This window comes from Paenibacillus sp. S-38, from assembly GCF_049942825.1.
In the GTDB taxonomy this organism is placed as follows: Bacteria; Bacillota; Bacilli; order Paenibacillales; family NBRC-103111; genus Paenibacillus_G.
In genome coordinates, this window is record NZ_CP187970.1 from 3,976,973 (window position 1) to 3,992,282 (window position 15,310).

Annotated in this window: 15 protein-coding genes and 1 pseudogene; 5 read left to right on the forward strand and 11 right to left on the reverse strand. The window is 48.4% G+C overall.

Annotated features, from left to right (window positions below; genetic code table 11):
- Positions 1-159: 159 nt before the first annotated feature.
- The 5 genes and pseudogenes from ACP26L_RS18095 to ACP26L_RS18115 all read right to left on the reverse strand — a co-directional run bounded on the left by ACP26L_RS18095 (position 160) and on the right by ACP26L_RS18115 (position 5,830).
- The gene (locus ACP26L_RS18095; protein ID WP_426454616.1) at positions 160-762 is read right to left on the reverse strand and encodes a hypothetical protein; all 603 of its coding nucleotides are present in this window, start codon (positions 760-762) and stop codon (positions 160-162) included.
- Positions 763-952: 190 nt separating this feature from the next.
- Positions 953-1,729, reverse strand: a complete 777-nt coding sequence (locus ACP26L_RS18100; RefSeq protein WP_426454618.1) for a hypothetical protein — start codon at positions 1,727-1,729, stop codon at positions 953-955.
- Positions 1,730-1,745: 16 nt separating this feature from the next.
- Positions 1,746-2,369 carry a hypothetical protein gene (locus tag ACP26L_RS18105; RefSeq protein ID WP_426454619.1) on the reverse strand — a complete coding sequence of 208 codons (624 nt, stop codon included), beginning with the start codon at positions 2,367-2,369 and terminating at the stop codon, positions 1,746-1,748.
- Positions 2,370-2,594: 225 nt separating this feature from the next.
- Positions 2,595-3,218 carry a hypothetical protein gene (locus tag ACP26L_RS18110; protein ID WP_426454621.1) on the reverse strand — a complete coding sequence of 208 codons (624 nt, stop codon included), beginning with the start codon at positions 3,216-3,218 and terminating at the stop codon, positions 2,595-2,597.
- 336 nt (positions 3,219-3,554) lie between these two features.
- Positions 3,555-5,830: pseudogene (locus tag ACP26L_RS18115) on the reverse strand (DEAD/DEAH box helicase).
- A gap of 157 nt (positions 5,831-5,987) precedes the next feature.
- On the opposite strand from ACP26L_RS18115, the gene ACP26L_RS18120 reads away from it, so the two are divergent.
- On the forward strand, positions 5,988-6,254 hold the full coding sequence (locus tag ACP26L_RS18120; RefSeq protein ID WP_426454622.1) for a hypothetical protein: 267 nt from the start codon (positions 5,988-5,990) through the stop codon (positions 6,252-6,254).
- A gap of 3 nt (positions 6,255-6,257) precedes the next feature.
- Positions 6,258-6,575, forward strand: a complete 318-nt coding sequence (locus ACP26L_RS18125; RefSeq protein ID WP_426454624.1) for a hypothetical protein — start codon at positions 6,258-6,260, stop codon at positions 6,573-6,575.
- 126 nt (positions 6,576-6,701) lie between these two features.
- Here ACP26L_RS18125 and ACP26L_RS18130 read toward each other — a convergent pair whose 3' ends face one another.
- Positions 6,702-7,208 (reverse strand): MerR family transcriptional regulator, encoded by a 507-nt coding sequence (locus ACP26L_RS18130; protein ID WP_426454625.1) that lies wholly within the window; start codon positions 7,206-7,208, stop codon positions 6,702-6,704.
- 173 nt (positions 7,209-7,381) lie between these two features.
- On the opposite strand from ACP26L_RS18130, the gene ACP26L_RS18135 reads away from it, so the two are divergent.
- A complete protein-coding gene (locus tag ACP26L_RS18135) occupies positions 7,382-8,242 on the forward strand; it encodes an SDR family NAD(P)-dependent oxidoreductase (RefSeq protein ID WP_426454627.1) in 861 nt (286 codons plus the stop codon).
- Positions 8,243-8,381: 139 nt separating this feature from the next.
- On the forward strand, positions 8,382-9,239 hold the full coding sequence (locus ACP26L_RS18140; protein ID WP_426454629.1) for a selenium metabolism-associated LysR family transcriptional regulator: 858 nt from the start codon (positions 8,382-8,384) through the stop codon (positions 9,237-9,239).
- A 60-nt stretch (positions 9,240-9,299) separates the two neighbouring features.
- On the opposite strand, the gene ACP26L_RS18145 is transcribed toward ACP26L_RS18140, so the two are convergent.
- The 4 genes from ACP26L_RS18145 to ACP26L_RS18160 form a co-directional block, all read right to left on the reverse strand.
- Positions 9,300-9,788, reverse strand: coding sequence for a hypothetical protein (locus tag ACP26L_RS18145; RefSeq protein WP_426454630.1), 489 nt, complete (start codon positions 9,786-9,788; stop codon positions 9,300-9,302).
- On the reverse strand, positions 9,772-10,965 hold the full coding sequence (locus ACP26L_RS18150; protein ID WP_426454632.1) for a cobalamin-independent methionine synthase II family protein: 1,194 nt from the start codon (positions 10,963-10,965) through the stop codon (positions 9,772-9,774). The genes ACP26L_RS18145 and ACP26L_RS18150 overlap by 17 nt, the downstream gene beginning before the upstream one ends.
- Before the next feature lie 77 nt (positions 10,966-11,042).
- Positions 11,043-11,861 carry a phosphate/phosphite/phosphonate ABC transporter substrate-binding protein gene (locus ACP26L_RS18155; RefSeq protein WP_426454634.1) on the reverse strand — a complete coding sequence of 273 codons (819 nt, stop codon included), beginning with the start codon at positions 11,859-11,861 and terminating at the stop codon, positions 11,043-11,045.
- Positions 11,862-11,883: 22 nt separating this feature from the next.
- Complete coding sequence (locus ACP26L_RS18160) at positions 11,884-13,011, reverse strand: acyl-CoA dehydrogenase family protein (RefSeq protein ID WP_426454635.1); 1,128 nt, start codon at positions 13,009-13,011, stop codon at positions 11,884-11,886.
- Positions 13,012-13,654: 643 nt separating this feature from the next.
- Between ACP26L_RS18160 and ACP26L_RS18165 the strand changes: the two genes are divergently transcribed.
- On the forward strand, positions 13,655-14,122 hold the full coding sequence (locus tag ACP26L_RS18165; protein WP_426454636.1) for a MarR family winged helix-turn-helix transcriptional regulator: 468 nt from the start codon (positions 13,655-13,657) through the stop codon (positions 14,120-14,122).
- A gap of 327 nt (positions 14,123-14,449) precedes the next feature.
- On the opposite strand, the gene ACP26L_RS18170 is transcribed toward ACP26L_RS18165, so the two are convergent.
- Entirely contained in the window at positions 14,450-15,106 is a 657-nt protein-coding gene (locus ACP26L_RS18170; RefSeq protein WP_426454638.1) for a DUF4085 family protein, read from the reverse strand.
- Positions 15,107-15,310: the final 204 nt, after the last annotated feature.

Here is a 15,310-nt window from a genome sequence, read left to right on the forward strand (position 1 = left end):
CATTAAAGCGAGAGGAATAAATTGGGTATAAAAACTGAATTTAAGAACTACCTCTTAAAAAATCAGGCGCTCTTAGATAGGGTAATAACGGAAATAGCAACCATTTAGGCCGTGATTCCCTGAATTTATTAACGGAATTCCCTCCCCCGCTTGTTCATGTTACCAGCTGTTGGCCGTAGTAAGCTGATTTGGCAGAGTATCGTTATGAAATTGATTCATTTCGTCAACACCCGTAGTGCCGGGGTAGTTGAAAGACCACCACACATGGAGGTTCAAATGGTTGGTTGAAAAGTTAAACGGGTTGGGTACTCCCCCTCCACCACCGCTTAGCCATTTTTGGCAATCGCTGCAAGGCGTAAGCTCTACATAAAGAATGGCGTCCTTTTGATTCAGCAAATACAGCTGCAAGTGATAGTTGCCTGCAGCCGTGAGCGTGGCTCGTTCCGCATGACCTCCGAGAGGCCCCAAATCCAACCCGCCTTGTGCCAGCTGCGAATTACCAAAAACCACGCCATATGGTAGAGTAGTGCTGCCATACTGTGGTGTAGTAGCCCCTCCAAACCCAGTTAAGGGGTGAGCTGCCGGAATATTCTGTGACGGCTCTACAGCAACAGCCGCACAACAAGACCCGGGGCCAATCCCTACGCCCGATCCACGGACCGCGCCGAATTGGGCCAATGTCTGCTTAGCGAGTTCTTTGGCGACTGCATAACCCGTCTGGTTATGGTTAGCCGCAACAAGCTGATAATAATAAACTGTCATTTTTATTCCTCCTTTAGAGCATGGGCTTCAACGATCTCGTTTCGGTCACAGACTGTTGACGATGTATCCCTTATCACGTGCCTTGTCTGTGTATCTCGCATAAAGAACCCCTCTCCTACTCATAAGAGAGGGGATTTGACTGTATTCATTTGATGGTAATCGTGAAATTACATCTACTTTGGGGAATGAATCATGGAGTTTCAGATGAAGTATCGGATGATTTATCGGATGAAGTGTCTGATGAAGTATCTGTCGAACTATCGGTTTTCTCTAGGACATATGTACTGAGATCAAGCTGATGGAAATAAGCGAGCTTTCCATCCTCATCGGTCTCGTACATACCCAGGTAACGGTTGGTCTTTACCTCGTCCATGGGAATAAGGATGGGCAGCGTCGCAGGTGAAGCCAATTCTTCGATGTATTCCTCTCCCGAGAAGGGGATTGAGAATGGATCATTCTGCTGCTTGGTATAGAGCTTGCCCTTGGAAAGATAGGTTACCGTAATGGTTCTTTTTTCCTGGTCCGGGATTACCATAAAACTGCTGCCAGGCCCGCCATTCTCACTTGGTACCCATGCTTCAGCTGCCAGTTCACTACTGAAGCTAAGAAGATTACGGGTGGATGCTATAACCCGAAAGATGGATTGGTTCAGCGTAAGTTCTCTTGCGAAGTACTCTGAACCGTCTTTGATCGTCAAGGCACTCCCTGCTGCAAGATCTGGATCATTCGTCCAAAGAATACTAACTTGAGGAATTTCATCATCCTGCCATCTGAAGTGAATCGGAACTCCGAGCTGCGCTTGCTTTACTTGGTGAATCTTGGTCTCAGAAGAAGGGCTTTGCTTAGAGATCACTTCACTGACCATCCCCGTGACCAGTGCAGCATAGATCAACTTTTTTTCATCCGGTGCATCGGGTGGCCAGAGCGGATAGTGACACTCGAAGTAAATCATTTTGTCATGGTTCAAGCCGACCAACCCCTATTTAGATGTTACGCTCAACGACATTCCATTTTTTCAGTCCGCTGGTTCTGTTCACCATGTCAAGCGAGATCTCCGCAACGGTGGTATCGGTGAGATCGATTTCGGTAATGTTCGATTGGACCGAGGAGCGGATCTCCTCTCCCACTTGAATGTCATTGGCATAAATAACGTAAAGCTTCGGCGTGAGAAGAAAATAGGCACTATCCCCTTGCTGTACTGCCTTTTTCGTAACCAGCTTCGCTCCGTTTTTGAAAAGGGAAATGTCAACCGTGTTGTTAAAGTTATTGATGCAGCTGACGGAATTATCCGAGTTGTTTTCACTGAGCAGCGCGAGATCCGTACTCTCCGCGTTCGCCTTTTTGAATTCCCATTTCTGGTGAAATTCAACGACTCTGCTCGTTTCCCTAATCTCCGAGCGGTATGGAGTGTCAAGCTCTTCGACAACGAGCGAGGTCAGAATGGGATAAGTGGCGGTTTGCTTCTGTCCAGGGCTCAAAGGCAGTACTTGCCATGCGATAGGCTCGATCTTATCGAAAAACTGGTTCGCGTTAGCGAACTTTTGAAACAGAGCAAACCTCCAAGGGCGATCCGTGTTGTTGTACAGATTCAGTTTGATGTCCGGCATGTTCATTAATCTCCTTTTATCTTAAAAATTTGAATGTACTTAATTGACTCGAGCAGTGGTCATTTTCCCATATTCCAACAACCGTCAAGTCTTTAGAGACTCGAACCGATAAATGGACTGGTTCAGAGTCCCATAGGTAAGCTATTGGTCTTCAGCGGTTGCTGGGTAGTGGTACTCGAAATGGATCATTTTGACATGGCATGGTTCAAGCCGACCAACACCCGACTAGAGGTTGCGCTCAACCACATTCCATTTTTTCAGCCCACTTGTTTTGTTCACGAGATCCAGCGAGATCTCCGCAACGGTGGTATCGGTCAGATCGATTTCGGTAATGTTCGATTGGACAGAGGAGCGGATTTCCTCTCCCACTTGAATGTCATTGGCATAAATAACGTAGAGCTTCGGAGTGAGAAGAAAATAGGCACTATCCCCTTGCTGTACTGCCTTTTTAGTAACCAGCTTCGCTCCGTTTTTGAAAAGGGAAATGTCAACCGTGTTGTTAAAGTTGTTGATGCAGCTGACGGAATTATCCGAGTTGTTTTCACTGAGCAAGGCGAGATCCGTACTCTCCGCATTCGCCTTTTTGAATTCCCATTTCTGGTGAAATTCAACGACTCTGCTTGTTTCCCTAATCTCCGAGGGGTATGGAGTGTTAAGCTCTTCGACAACGAGCGAGGTCAGAATGGGATAAGTGGCGGTTTGCTTCTGTCCGGGGCTCAAAGGCAGTACTTGCCATGCGATCGGCTCGATCTTATCGAAAAACTGGTTCGCGTTAGCGAACTTTTGAAACAGAGCAAACCTCCAAGGGCGATCCGTGTTGTTGTACAGATTCAGTTTGATGTCCGGCATGTTCATCAATCTCCTTTTATCTGGAAAATTTGAATTGCACTGCCATCCTACGGGGGGATCGCGATAATCAGAACGAATCACCTATTCAGGTTGTATAAAGAAAACTTTAAACAGGTGGTCCGCTTTCCTTAATTAATAGGCCTGTTCTGGGAGTATTTCGGGAGCGGGATACAAATCAAAAAGCCAACCCAAAAGGGCTGGCTTAGCTTAAATTGGATTCAGCTATTGGATGATGACTTTAGGAAAATGTGGAAGAAGCGGGTAATTCGAGTTTTACTATAGGCGTAAACTCTGAATCTAGATTGGGAGAGGAAATCTCGTAAAAGCTGCGCTGCATCAAAATTTTGACAGCTTGAATATTGGCCTCAACATCTTGCGTATCCCAAAGGCAAATACAGTCATTGGGGTCCATGAGCTGCGCTTATTCTGGATGTATTGATCGTTGATAATATAAGTCCGAGTGGATGTAGGGCTCTTCAGACCGAACGCTTCCCACTCCGCCGGATCATCCGAATCTCCGAGTCTTGCGAGCATATTGGCCGACTCGCTATTTATTTTAGCTTGAATTTGCTCGTATGCTTGGGTGATTTGTGCATGAATTTGTCGATCGGATTGCCGCTGACAAGGCTCTCCAAGTGGATGCCTTCGCGAATGAAAGAAACGTATGCGAGATGGTCAGCCCAGAACTCGTCGATATAGAAAAGACGCACCCGCTGCTCCGAAGGGCTCATAGGCTTCTCGCCTCTCAAAATTTCGAGTCTCTCCGCGTACAACATTCGCCTCTGATCCTCTACCATATCCGAATAACGGTTCAACTCTTGGCATATTTGGAAGTTCTGGCCCATAATAACACGCTGAATATGCGCGATTTGGCTGCGGAGCACCGGGTCTTCGAGAGCCTCCTCCTGCCTGGGAGCGCGAATCGCTTTATGGATGCCGAACCGAAGCAGCAGCTCGTCCTCCAAGCTAATGAAAAATACAGAATCTCCCGGGTCGCCTTGGCGGCCAGAACGCCCGCGCAGTTGGTCGTCGATCCGCACGCTTTCATTCACATGCGTACCCATCACGTACAACCCGCCCAGCTTGGCGACAACTTCTGCCTGCGTGGGGTTGCCGCCGCCGAGCCGAATGTCGACACCGCGTCCCGCCATATTGGTAGACACCGTCACGGCGCCTATTTCTCCCGCTTTTGCGATAATTTCGGCTTCTTCTGCGTCGTTTTTCGCATTCAGAACATGGCAAGGTACGCCGGCAGCCGCTAGCGCCTCCGCCAGCATGTCAGACTCCTCGACGCTTGACGTACCAATGAGAATGGGGCGTCCCGTCGCATGAACGGACGAGATTTCGTGTACAAGCGCTTTAAGCTTGGCCTCTTTATGGGTATAAATGCGGTGCGGGTGGTCGGTCCGTAGGTTTGGCCGGTTCGGCGGAATTTGCACGACCTCCAGCGCATAAATCTCTTTGAATTCCATTGCGGAAGCGTGCGCAGTAGCCGTCATTCCGCAAATCTTCGGATACAGGCTAATGAAGTGTTGGAGGGTGATCATCCCGAGGATTTTCCCACCGATATTCGACTGCAGTCCTTCTTTGGCCGCAAGCGCGGCTTGCAGCCCGTCCGGCAAATACCTGTTCTCCGCCACGCGTCCGGTATATTCTTCGATCAGCTCGATGTTACCGTCCCGGACGATGTAATCGACATCTTTTTTTAATAACGATTCCACATGCAGCGCGCAATTCAAGGATGTTAACAAATGACTGTTATGGCTATCGTACAAATTGCCGCATCCCAGCAGGGCCTCCGCTTTCGCTGAGCCTGCTTCATTCAAGTACACGTTCCGCTGGAACTCATCGAAGTCGTAATGTTCATCTTGCTTAAGCTGCCGAGCCGCTTCTGCAAAACGAATGCGATCGTCGCTGGACGAGCCCGACACGCCCGAGATGACTAGCGGCAGCCGCGCTTCGTCGAGAAGCAGTGAATCCGCTTCGTCGACGATGACATAGTGGAAAGGACGATGCACGGTATCGGACTCGTTTAGGGCGATCGTGTCGCGCAAATAATCGAATCCCGCCTCTTTTGCCGTCACATAGGTTATATCCTTGGCGTACGCTTCCCGTTTCTCGGACAGGCTCATACCCGCTTGCACCGAGTTTACCGTTAACCCGAGGAAACGATAGATGGGGCCCATCCACTCCGCATCTCGATGTGCCAAGTAATCGTTAAAAGTCAGCACATGAACGCCTTCGCCGGTCAGCGCATTTAGATAAGCAGGCATAACAGCAGAAAGCGTTTTTCCTTCACCGGTATGCTGCTCGATCACAAATCTCTCGTGCAGGGCGATGGCAGCCATGATCTGGACATCGTAAGGCTGTAAATCGAGCTTTCTCTTCGCTGCCTCGCAGACTAGCGCATAAGCATCTACAAGAAGCTCATCCAAGGGCGTACCCGTTTTTGCTTCTTTTTGCAGCCGGAGGGATTCCGCTTGGAGCTGCCCAGCGTCCCATGCTTCCAAATTCCGTCTCCTTATGAGCTCCACTTTGTCCCGATAGACTTTCAGCTTATACTGGGCAGCGCGGTCTTTGAATTTTTGCATCAACTTATCGGCTACATTCATTGGAATTAGATCCCTCCTCGGTTGATATACGCGCGCGCTATCTAGATAATACCACATATTGGAAGTGGTCTGCCTATTAGTTGAACGTTCTTCCGAAAATTTTGATAGGACCTAGAAGCGTAAAGCGTTCGCCAAGCACGAACTCCAGTCTGCCGGAATGAACAAAAAGAAATTCCTCTCCTTCGCTATGGCCTACGCCTACTTCACCAGAAGCTGCCCCTCTTCGGGCACACCCCAGATCGCTCCCATTTTGTTGGTGCTTCCCTGGCTAAGGGCATACCACGTAATTCGAGACCCCTCCGAATGCATGCACCAGCGGCTTTCGTTCATCCTTCCTGATAACAATACTTTGCTTCTCTTCGCCAAACAGATCTGTGAAATTGACGTTCAACGCATTCGCAAATCCATGCAAGGAGACGGATAACCAATGAACGAGCGGCCCAAAATTTACCGCGTAGGCGATGTTACCGTTACCCGCGTCACCGAAATGGTGAACGGCGGCGTGCTTCCGGAAATCTATTTTCCCGGATCGTGGAATCCCGGGTTCTTGGAATCGAATAGAGACTCCCTTCCAGCAGGCCTGCTCGACGGCAATTCACAGCTCATCGTAAAACCGGTAACGACCAGAACCTGCCCCTCAACCCAGACCTTGCCCATCTGCATAGTGCTGCCCGAGAAAAACAGGCTGCAGGCGTTTCAAGCCATTTCAAGTCTCCTGGATGAGGACTATTCGCCGGCACACTAAGCATGCCGCAAGATCAGCGGATTCCTTTCGATCTCCGAAGGCAAAGAAACCCGCAGCGATAAGCTGCGGGTCTTTTGTTTTGAAAACTACGGGTGTTAGTACGAGGAAATATACGTTATTAAGAGCTTATCTTACGGAGGCAGGTGACTTGCCCGCTTTGGCCGATCCGGTAAAATAACTCATCTCGACAGGTGAGACAAGTTTTGGTTTCGGTTCTCCCCTCCTTTTCTCTGGTAGGCCGCCTAGATCTTCATCCGGGCAGTCCTGCCGGTATCTCCCCTCCTCTAACTTCATGTCGATAAAATCGACAACCTGCTGCAGCGAGGCGATTTGGCTGACCATCTGTTCCCGGTGGCTCCTTAAGCGTTCCACCAGCTCGGGATATTCCGCAGGATCCGTATCGGCGGTGACCGCCAAAAAAGGCCGTATTTCCTCTAGCGGCATCCCCGTTTTTTTTAGACATGCGATCAGCCGGATCGTTTGGATGTCCTCCCTCCGGTAAATGCGGTGCCCGTTGTCCTTCCGCTCTGCACGAGGCAGCAGCGCGATCTTCTCGTAATAACGGATGGTATCCTCCGTAATTCCGGTTAGCTCGGCGGTTTGCTTTATCGTAAAGGGTTGTTCTTCCTTCATCCGGTTCCCTCCGAAGTTTGTTTCCTGCATTATACATCTTGGAGCTGACTCCAAGTCAAGCTTCTGACTCCTGAGGAAAAAAATTGTTTTTGCGCCTTGACTTGGAGTCGACTTCAAGTTATAGCATGTGCTCTATCAGGGCAATGATGCCGTTAACCAGGAGGAGAGGCACAATGAACAAGTACCCGCGTGAACATATCGCATTCATTACAGGAGCAAGCTCCGGAATCGGGTTGGAACTAACCCGGAAATTACTGGCGGAGGGCTGGCAGGTGGCTGCTTTGAACCGTTCGGACTTTCCGGCGGACGATATTAACATCCATAGTGCGGTCAAGAGTGGATCGCTTCGAATGTATAAAACAGAGGATCTTGCCGATTATGACAGCTTGAGACGTACTTTGGAAGAGATCAAAAGCAGGGAGCAGCGGATTGATATTTTGTTCAATAACGCCGGAGGTTCCTTTCCCGAACTGAGCTATTCGAAACAAGGACGCGAGAAGCATTATGAACTGTTAACGGTAGTTCCGTATATTATTTTGACAGAGTTGAAGGAACTCCTAAAAGTCGGTCGCTTAAAAACAGTGATCAATACCTCATCATCGGCGTTTACATTTACGAAAGAGTTTTCGATCGAAACCCTGGAACGTCCCAAAACCTTCCGCAAGCTGATGGGTCCTTACGCCACCTCGAAGCTGGCTCTTTCGTTGTGGACGCAGGCCATTGCGCCGCAGCTTGCCAAGGAAGACATTATGATCCGAAGTGTTGACCCAGGTGGCAACAATACGCTGCGAAAAGGGAAACAATCCGGACTCCCCCTCTTGGTAGCAGTACTCATGAAGCTATTTTTCCCGCCACCTACTCATGGCGCGGGCAAGCTGTATGAAGGGGCTGTCGGGGAACACCGGAATAAGACGGGCGTGTTTTTGCTGAAAGGTCAGGTCGCGGAATTAAAATTTAAAGACCAGGCGCTGAACGTTCTGGATAGGATTCAAGCGATTTATGAACACGAATATCTACAACGAGGTGAGAGGTAGTAATTCGTTCAATCCTTTGATTTGTGCGTCAGATTGCTTAAACTTCAGATGGCCGCAAGTCACGCGTACCGTTTGGCAAGTTTGTTCGTATGAGGTATGATTCGTTATAAAGATGTTGAAGCAGGTGATTGGATTGGACATGAAATACTTGGAAACCTTCATCAAGGTTTGCGATCTCGGGAGCTTTACGGCTGCAGCCGATGCGATGAATATCAGCCAACCTGGCGTCAGCAAGCAGATCGCGCGACTGCAGGCGGGTCTCGGCGTCACATTGCTGCGGCGGGAAGACAATGGGATCAAGCTGACCGAAGCCGGACGTGAAGTATACGCAGGCGGAAAGAATATCCTTGCGATATGGAAAAAGCTGTCGGATGCCTGCCACAGCGTCAGCAATCAATTATCGGGCCTTCTGCGCATCGGTGCCAGCACCATACCCGCCAAGCACCTGCTGCCCAGGATCCTGATGAACGCTCACTCCACCTACCCGCATGTGGAATTGTCCGTCAGCGTTGAGGATTCGCAGCAAATACTGGATTCGCTCTATCGCGGTTCGGTGGATATCGCCTATGTGGGAACCAAACCCGAACATCCCGAAGCTCATTACATCCCCATGACGGCAGACAGACTGATCGTCATCTCCAACCGGCCCGAATGGTCGGACCGGGATTTACCGGAGTGTCCGTTCATTCTCAGGGAAACCGGCTCCGGCACGCGAGCCGCCTTCGAGCAGGCCATGTCCTCCATGGGGGTAATGCCGGACAAAGTGAAATGCGCCGCTGAGGTAAGCGATACCGGGCTGATCATACAGCTGGTCGAAGCCGGAATGGGACTTGCTGTCGTCTCCAGTCTGGATGCCGAAAGCCTGATCCAACATGGCCGCGTTCATGTCGTGCACGAGCTGCCGGCCGAGCGGCAATTTTATCTGGTATTCATGCGCGACGCATCCTGCCAAGCTCTGATTGAGGCGTTCGTGCAGTTGGCAGCGGCCCCAGTCTGACCACGTTATCGTTCCACGCCAGACCTTCCGGTTATGTCTTTGTTCGTTTCGAGCAGGACCTCATATCAGCTTCTTAAATATGACATCGAGCTCCATTGATCTTTTAAGTGTATTGTAAATCGGGGAATGGGCAAGCGTGCCAAAGCAAAAATCATCAAATTCTTTGTCCTCGAGATCCACGTATAAAAAAACGGTCACTGTCATGTTGGAAATAAACGGTTCTTCATCATACCCTTTAACACCAATCAAAGATAAAGGGTTCTCGAGAGAAAGGTTCAGAACGCCTTCCATTTCTTCAATGATGGAGCCTCTTCTTTTCGACTGCTCCAAAAACGTCAAGAGGATGCTGCTTAACACCGATCCTGCGAAGTATTCCAGACTGCTGATGGGTTTGGATTCCGAGTCAAAACTGATTTGCTTTTCGATCTGAAAACTGTTCTTATTCGTATAAATCTTCACGGAAGAGAGATCATTCGATGTTCCTCTAAAGTTGATATCGAACCTTTTGGACTCGTATAAGGAGTGGATTTGATCATTTGCCCGCTTCATGATATTGGCTCCTTAGAATGGAAGCTGTTTCCGTTAACAAGCGTATTTTGCCCGAGATCGTCTCCAGTACGTTGACAGGGCTGTTGGAGAAGGTAGCAAAGCCGCAATCCGGATTCAGCCATACTCGTTCCTTTGGAAGATAGGTCAGGGCCTCCTGCACTCTTGAAACGATAGGGTCTTCGGTCTCAATCTCATCCGTACGCGGATTGATCACGCCTAAACCAAGCGCCGCATGCTCTGCAATCCTGGGGTCGGCCAACAAGGAGTTCAGCTCCCCTGCCCTTGGCGTGGAGAATTCAAGGGTCAGCAGGTCCGGATTCACCTTGGCAAATAACTCAAGCAGCGGGGTATAGGGTCCGGTTAATAAGGTACTTTCATTCTTGCTCCAGTTGCCTCTGCAGACATGTAGAGAAGCGACCGTCCTGGTTCGGTCGATATGCTCCATGATCTGTCCTATCAGAGAAGCGGCGAATTCAAGCTCCTCTTTCGGATCCTTCCTCTCGGAGAGAGCCGCGCACATAAATGATCTTGGCTTTCCCTCCGTGAACACCACCTCGGTTAATACCGGTTCATCGAATTGAATCACATCAACCCCCATGCTTACCAGGTTGTCTATCTCTTCCTTCAAGATCTTTATCACATCCTGCCCCAGCTCTTCCTTGCTCCCATATACCCGGCCGGAGAGATTAGGAAGCCACATCGACCGGGTGAGCAGATAGGGGCCAGGCAAGGTAATCTTAACGGGTTTGCCGGTGAACTTCTTCAGGGTCAACAGCTCACCCGCTACAATTTCCCCCTTGTACTGCAGCTTCCCCACGCAAATCGCATTTTTAATGCTCACGGCCGGAACATCAAGTGCGGTCAGCATGTCCTCGAACGCCTTTTTGTGGTCAATATAATCGAGCATTTCACTCATGCTCATCATTTGAACGCCGCCGATCTTATCGGAAACGAAGGACACATAATTATCCCGTCCCAGCTCGCCGCTCGTGATGATATCAATCCCCAAATCTTCCTGCAGCTTGACGACTTTGTGAGTTTCCGCCTCGATAAGCTCGTTGAAGCGGCTTGGTTCCATACTTCCTCTTCTCATCATTCTTAGGGCGCTCAGCACCTCTTTGGATCTTGGCATGCTTCCGATTAAGGAAGTAGGAAATAACGGCAACGGCCTTTTCATGTGTTTGATCTCCCAAAGTGAATAAAATAGTGAAAAGAGAAGTAGCGGAAATATCCACGCTTCTCTTTTTAATAGGATTACTTATTCAAGAACTTCAGATAGTCATTGGCTTCACGAAGCTGCTGGAATCCCGTGATTCTGCCTTCCACCCATTCCTTCAAGCCTTCCATATCCATCATTTTCTGATGGGCTTCATTGGTATAGTCCATGCGATGAAGCACCTTTTGCCATTCCACGAACCGTTCCGTTGAAAAGTCAGGATGCGCTGTGAAAATGCAGTGGTCAAACCAATCCGTTGTATCCAGGCATACCAATTGATTCTCATCAATGGTACCATCCTTCTTCCAAGCTTCCCAGTTCAGATCCAGCGTTACAGAGGCGTCAACTTCTCCCGCCATCAATGCTCTCATGGCATCCAGTTCTCCCCCAACATGGTCTCCATGGAGGCCAACGCCGATATCAAACCTCTTCTCGGTATAGTCCGCCCCATACTCAAGTCCATGCTTATGCAGGTGGTTGATCGGAATCAGTCTTGCTTGTGGAGAATCGATAGCTCCAAAACCAATCGTCTTGCCCCTCAGCCCTTCGAGATTGGTAATGCCGCTGTCTTTCCGAACAACGAAGACCGTCTTTCTGTCTCTGTCCGTATCTCTCATGGAACCCATTTGGCATGTTCCATCGGTCCTTATATAGGTATCCAGCCATGCCAGCGGGGAATTCCAGGCGATGTCAATCTCCCGGTTCATCAAGCCGTCAACCTGTCCCTCATAATCCTTATAGTAGACACATTCGATTTCAAGCCCTTCTTCTTTGAAGAAATCAGCGATGATCCCCCAGATCACCGTAACCCGCGGATCATAAATCACTGCACCGACTTTTATTGTATTATTACTCAATCGAGCTCACTCCCTTGTTTCTTTATGGAATCATCTGACCCGTCAATGCTTTGCCAAGCCAAACAGAAAGAACGTCCGCACTAGGAGCCATAATTTGACCCGCATAGGCGTCTCTCAACAGCCTCTCTAACGGAAGTGCCTTATTGTAAGCCTTCCCTCCGCCAACTCTCATGGCAAGTCTTCCGCATTCGATGGCGGCTTCCGAGGCAAAGATTCGGGCTGCCAAAATCTTGGCAAGTGCGTCAGCTTCTCCGCTCGCGCCTGCTCTGGCCGCTTCCATCGTGATTGCTTTGGCGGCAGATGCCTGCTTGTAAATATTGCCTATATGAACTTGGATGGTTTCAATATTGGACAAGGTACTTCCATCCGGATATTTCCGGTTCGCAGCATGGCCGGCGGCGATCTCGTACATATGCAAGGCCGTACCGCTGTAGATCGCACCCAGCCCTGTGATGAAGAATGGAGCGACTACATTGAATACCTGCTCCTGCCCCGAGCCTTCCGCTCCGATGCGGTGGGATGAATCCAGCGTTACATGATCGATATGCATGGGACATGACGAATTGCCTCTCATCCCTAGGCCCTGCCATTCTGACAATTCAAAAGATAACCCCTTGGATTCCAACGGGAATACCCAGTTGTTGATCTTTCCTTCCTCAATCGACGGCGCAAGAACAAGATAGTAGGACGCATAGGAGGCGGACGTCACCATGCTCTTCTTTCCGTTAAACGTTGTGTATTCCCCGTCAACCTCAGCCGTCATTTCCGTTATGTAAAAGTGGGTGCCCGACCCGAATTCACTATACGCCAAAGCCAAGAACTTTCCGTTTTCGATAATGTCCGTGAAGATCTTCTTCTTCAGGTCGCCGCTTCCATGAGTGACCAAGCACATCACTGCAACATTATGCATCATATAGCAAAGGGCCGTAGTGGAGCAGGTCTCCGCGAATGCCAGACAAGCATGGGCATGCTCCTCAAGTCCTTTGCCGGATCCGCCGTATTCTTCGGGTATGAGGAGCTTTAAAAAGCCTTGTTCCCCCAGCTCCTTAAAGGATTCCTCCGGAAACCTCGACTCCTTGTCTGTCAGAACTGTGTAAGGTTCTATGTAAGACTTTGCAAAATTCCTGCCTTTTTGATAAACATGAATCATAACGTTCCCTTCCTTTGGCCGGTATTATTATTTCTGCAGCACATATCGAAAAAGCTGGAAAGCCGGTCTGCCTGCGACTTTACAACTACGATTCGACAAGAACCATCTAGACCAATATACCATAACCTTCCTTCGGAATGATAGTTTTTCATGGTCCTTATAACGGATTGGAATAACCAAAAATAGCATAACGGCTTACAGGATCCACCGGCGAATACAGAAAAAAGGAGCTGCCGCGGCATGCTCTTTCGTTTGTAATTTATACGTTATTCCGGAGAGCAACGGGCGGTTGAATCTGCTCCCCCTGCACCCCAATCGCCGCACTGTGTCCACTTCTAACTCCTATCGGACCTAGATGCATCTTTCGAGATGATAGGTTGATAGAGGTTGTTAAGTCACCATTGAACTGCTAACGTCTCCCGGTAGTTGAAATTCGGTCATGCTTCGCCGCGAGATCCTTCGCGATTTCAAGACCGATTCCTTTGTTGGCGCAGGTGACCAAGGCAACTGGTTGGTCATGCATAGTTACACTCTCCTTTTGCATTGCTATACGGCATTCGCCATATAACTTTTGATTTACGTATCAACCTTAAATGATAACAACATATTGTGGTTGATATATCAACCATGTTATTATGATCCTATGGATAAGAACGAGTTAAACGAAAAGGAAATGCGAATATGGCATTTGTGGAAAGGCTCCTTTCAGAGCATCTTCGGTCGCGTAGTAAAAGAGATGTCCGAGCACACCGGACTATCCGAAGGTGATTATGGAGTATTGGATCGGTTAGTCCTTTTGGGGAACGGCAGTCTTCGTCAACAGGAGTTAGCCGACTCGATGGAATGGGATAAGAGCCGGTTGTCACATCATTTGACGCGGATGGAGAAACGCGGGCTTGTGACGAGGCAACCGTTAGACACAGATCGCGGAGTTCAGGTTATCATCACTTCTGCCGGTGAATCCGCATTGGCTGAAGCCCGTCCTGTTGTGGCTATGGCAATACGTAAGTATTTTCTTGATCAATTAACCGATCAAGACATGGAGTCGATCACTAAGCTGGCGGAAAGAACAAAAACAGGGCCTTCAGCGGCCCCCCCGTTCAAAGATTAAGCTTGACCCGGCTATTCTTTTGGAACTGGCCCCTTCCGCCAAAACAGCGGAGGGGGCTTTGGCTTTCCGACGCAAAAGCCCCCCTCCAGGTAATGCAACGTTTATTAGCTGTCGTTCTTCATTACTTTCATGGACGTATCTGTTCAATCAAATAGGTTGATTAATGACCGTATCACATTCTAAACATACATAAACCCCTGTACTTCTCGGACTCCATCCCTTGAACCTTAACGATGGGTAGTTATCTTTTTGTTCTATCATATCGGGGACTAACTGATCTTCCAGAACTGTCATTATTGTAATATTCTCTGGTAGCTTAACCTAGAATTATGAAATGACCTCAATTTTCACGTTTTCTGCTGAGATTGTAAACTCCATTAAAGGACCATCTAATAACACATGCAGTTCAAAGCCTGTTTCTGTGAGGTGAACTTCATCATAAAGCCATCCACTCCCTAAGCTTACATTAGCAAGTTGAATCTTCTGTACTCCTGTAAAGGTTAGCCTGATATCCGTTAAATAATGATAACCGCCTCTACAATCTAATGTCATGATGAACTCGTCTTTCAAGTGCTTCTCCGTTGAAGTTACTCGTGCATCATGTAAGGACTTCTCATACAATTCAATAACATTCTCGGGAAGTGAACTTTTTATGGAGTTATAGTAGTTTCGATATGCAGTCCCTCTTTCTTTCGATTTCTCATCATACTCCAATAGCCATTGGTCAGCCATTTTTCTAAGTTCTTCAGAAGGAAATTCTGATTTTAACGTTCCGTCTTCAATATAGGGATGAAAGGGTGCTGGGAGATATTTGAGTAAATCAGCTCTTTTAGACTCCAAGTTGTTCTTACAAATTTCCTTATAGTTCAAACCTTCAGATTCATACCAAGCAATCTCAGCTTCCCATTCTTTCTGCGTTTCATGAAAAATCAAAAAACTTCTTATCTGCGCTTCTTCATACCACTCTTTAGTGAAATATCTCATTAGTTCCTCCTATCTAGTTCGCTCACTAAACATACGGCTTGTATATATGTTTTGTTGCGTTAAACTGCCTATTCGTTGAGAAAACGGCAGTCGAACCATCTGGCCGGCTGCCGTCCTGTCTGGATTGAGCTGAAAGGATTAATATATAGAGGAACTCTTTCTTCGTAAATATCCATGAATTTGCGGTTCTCATCTGCTGGAGAA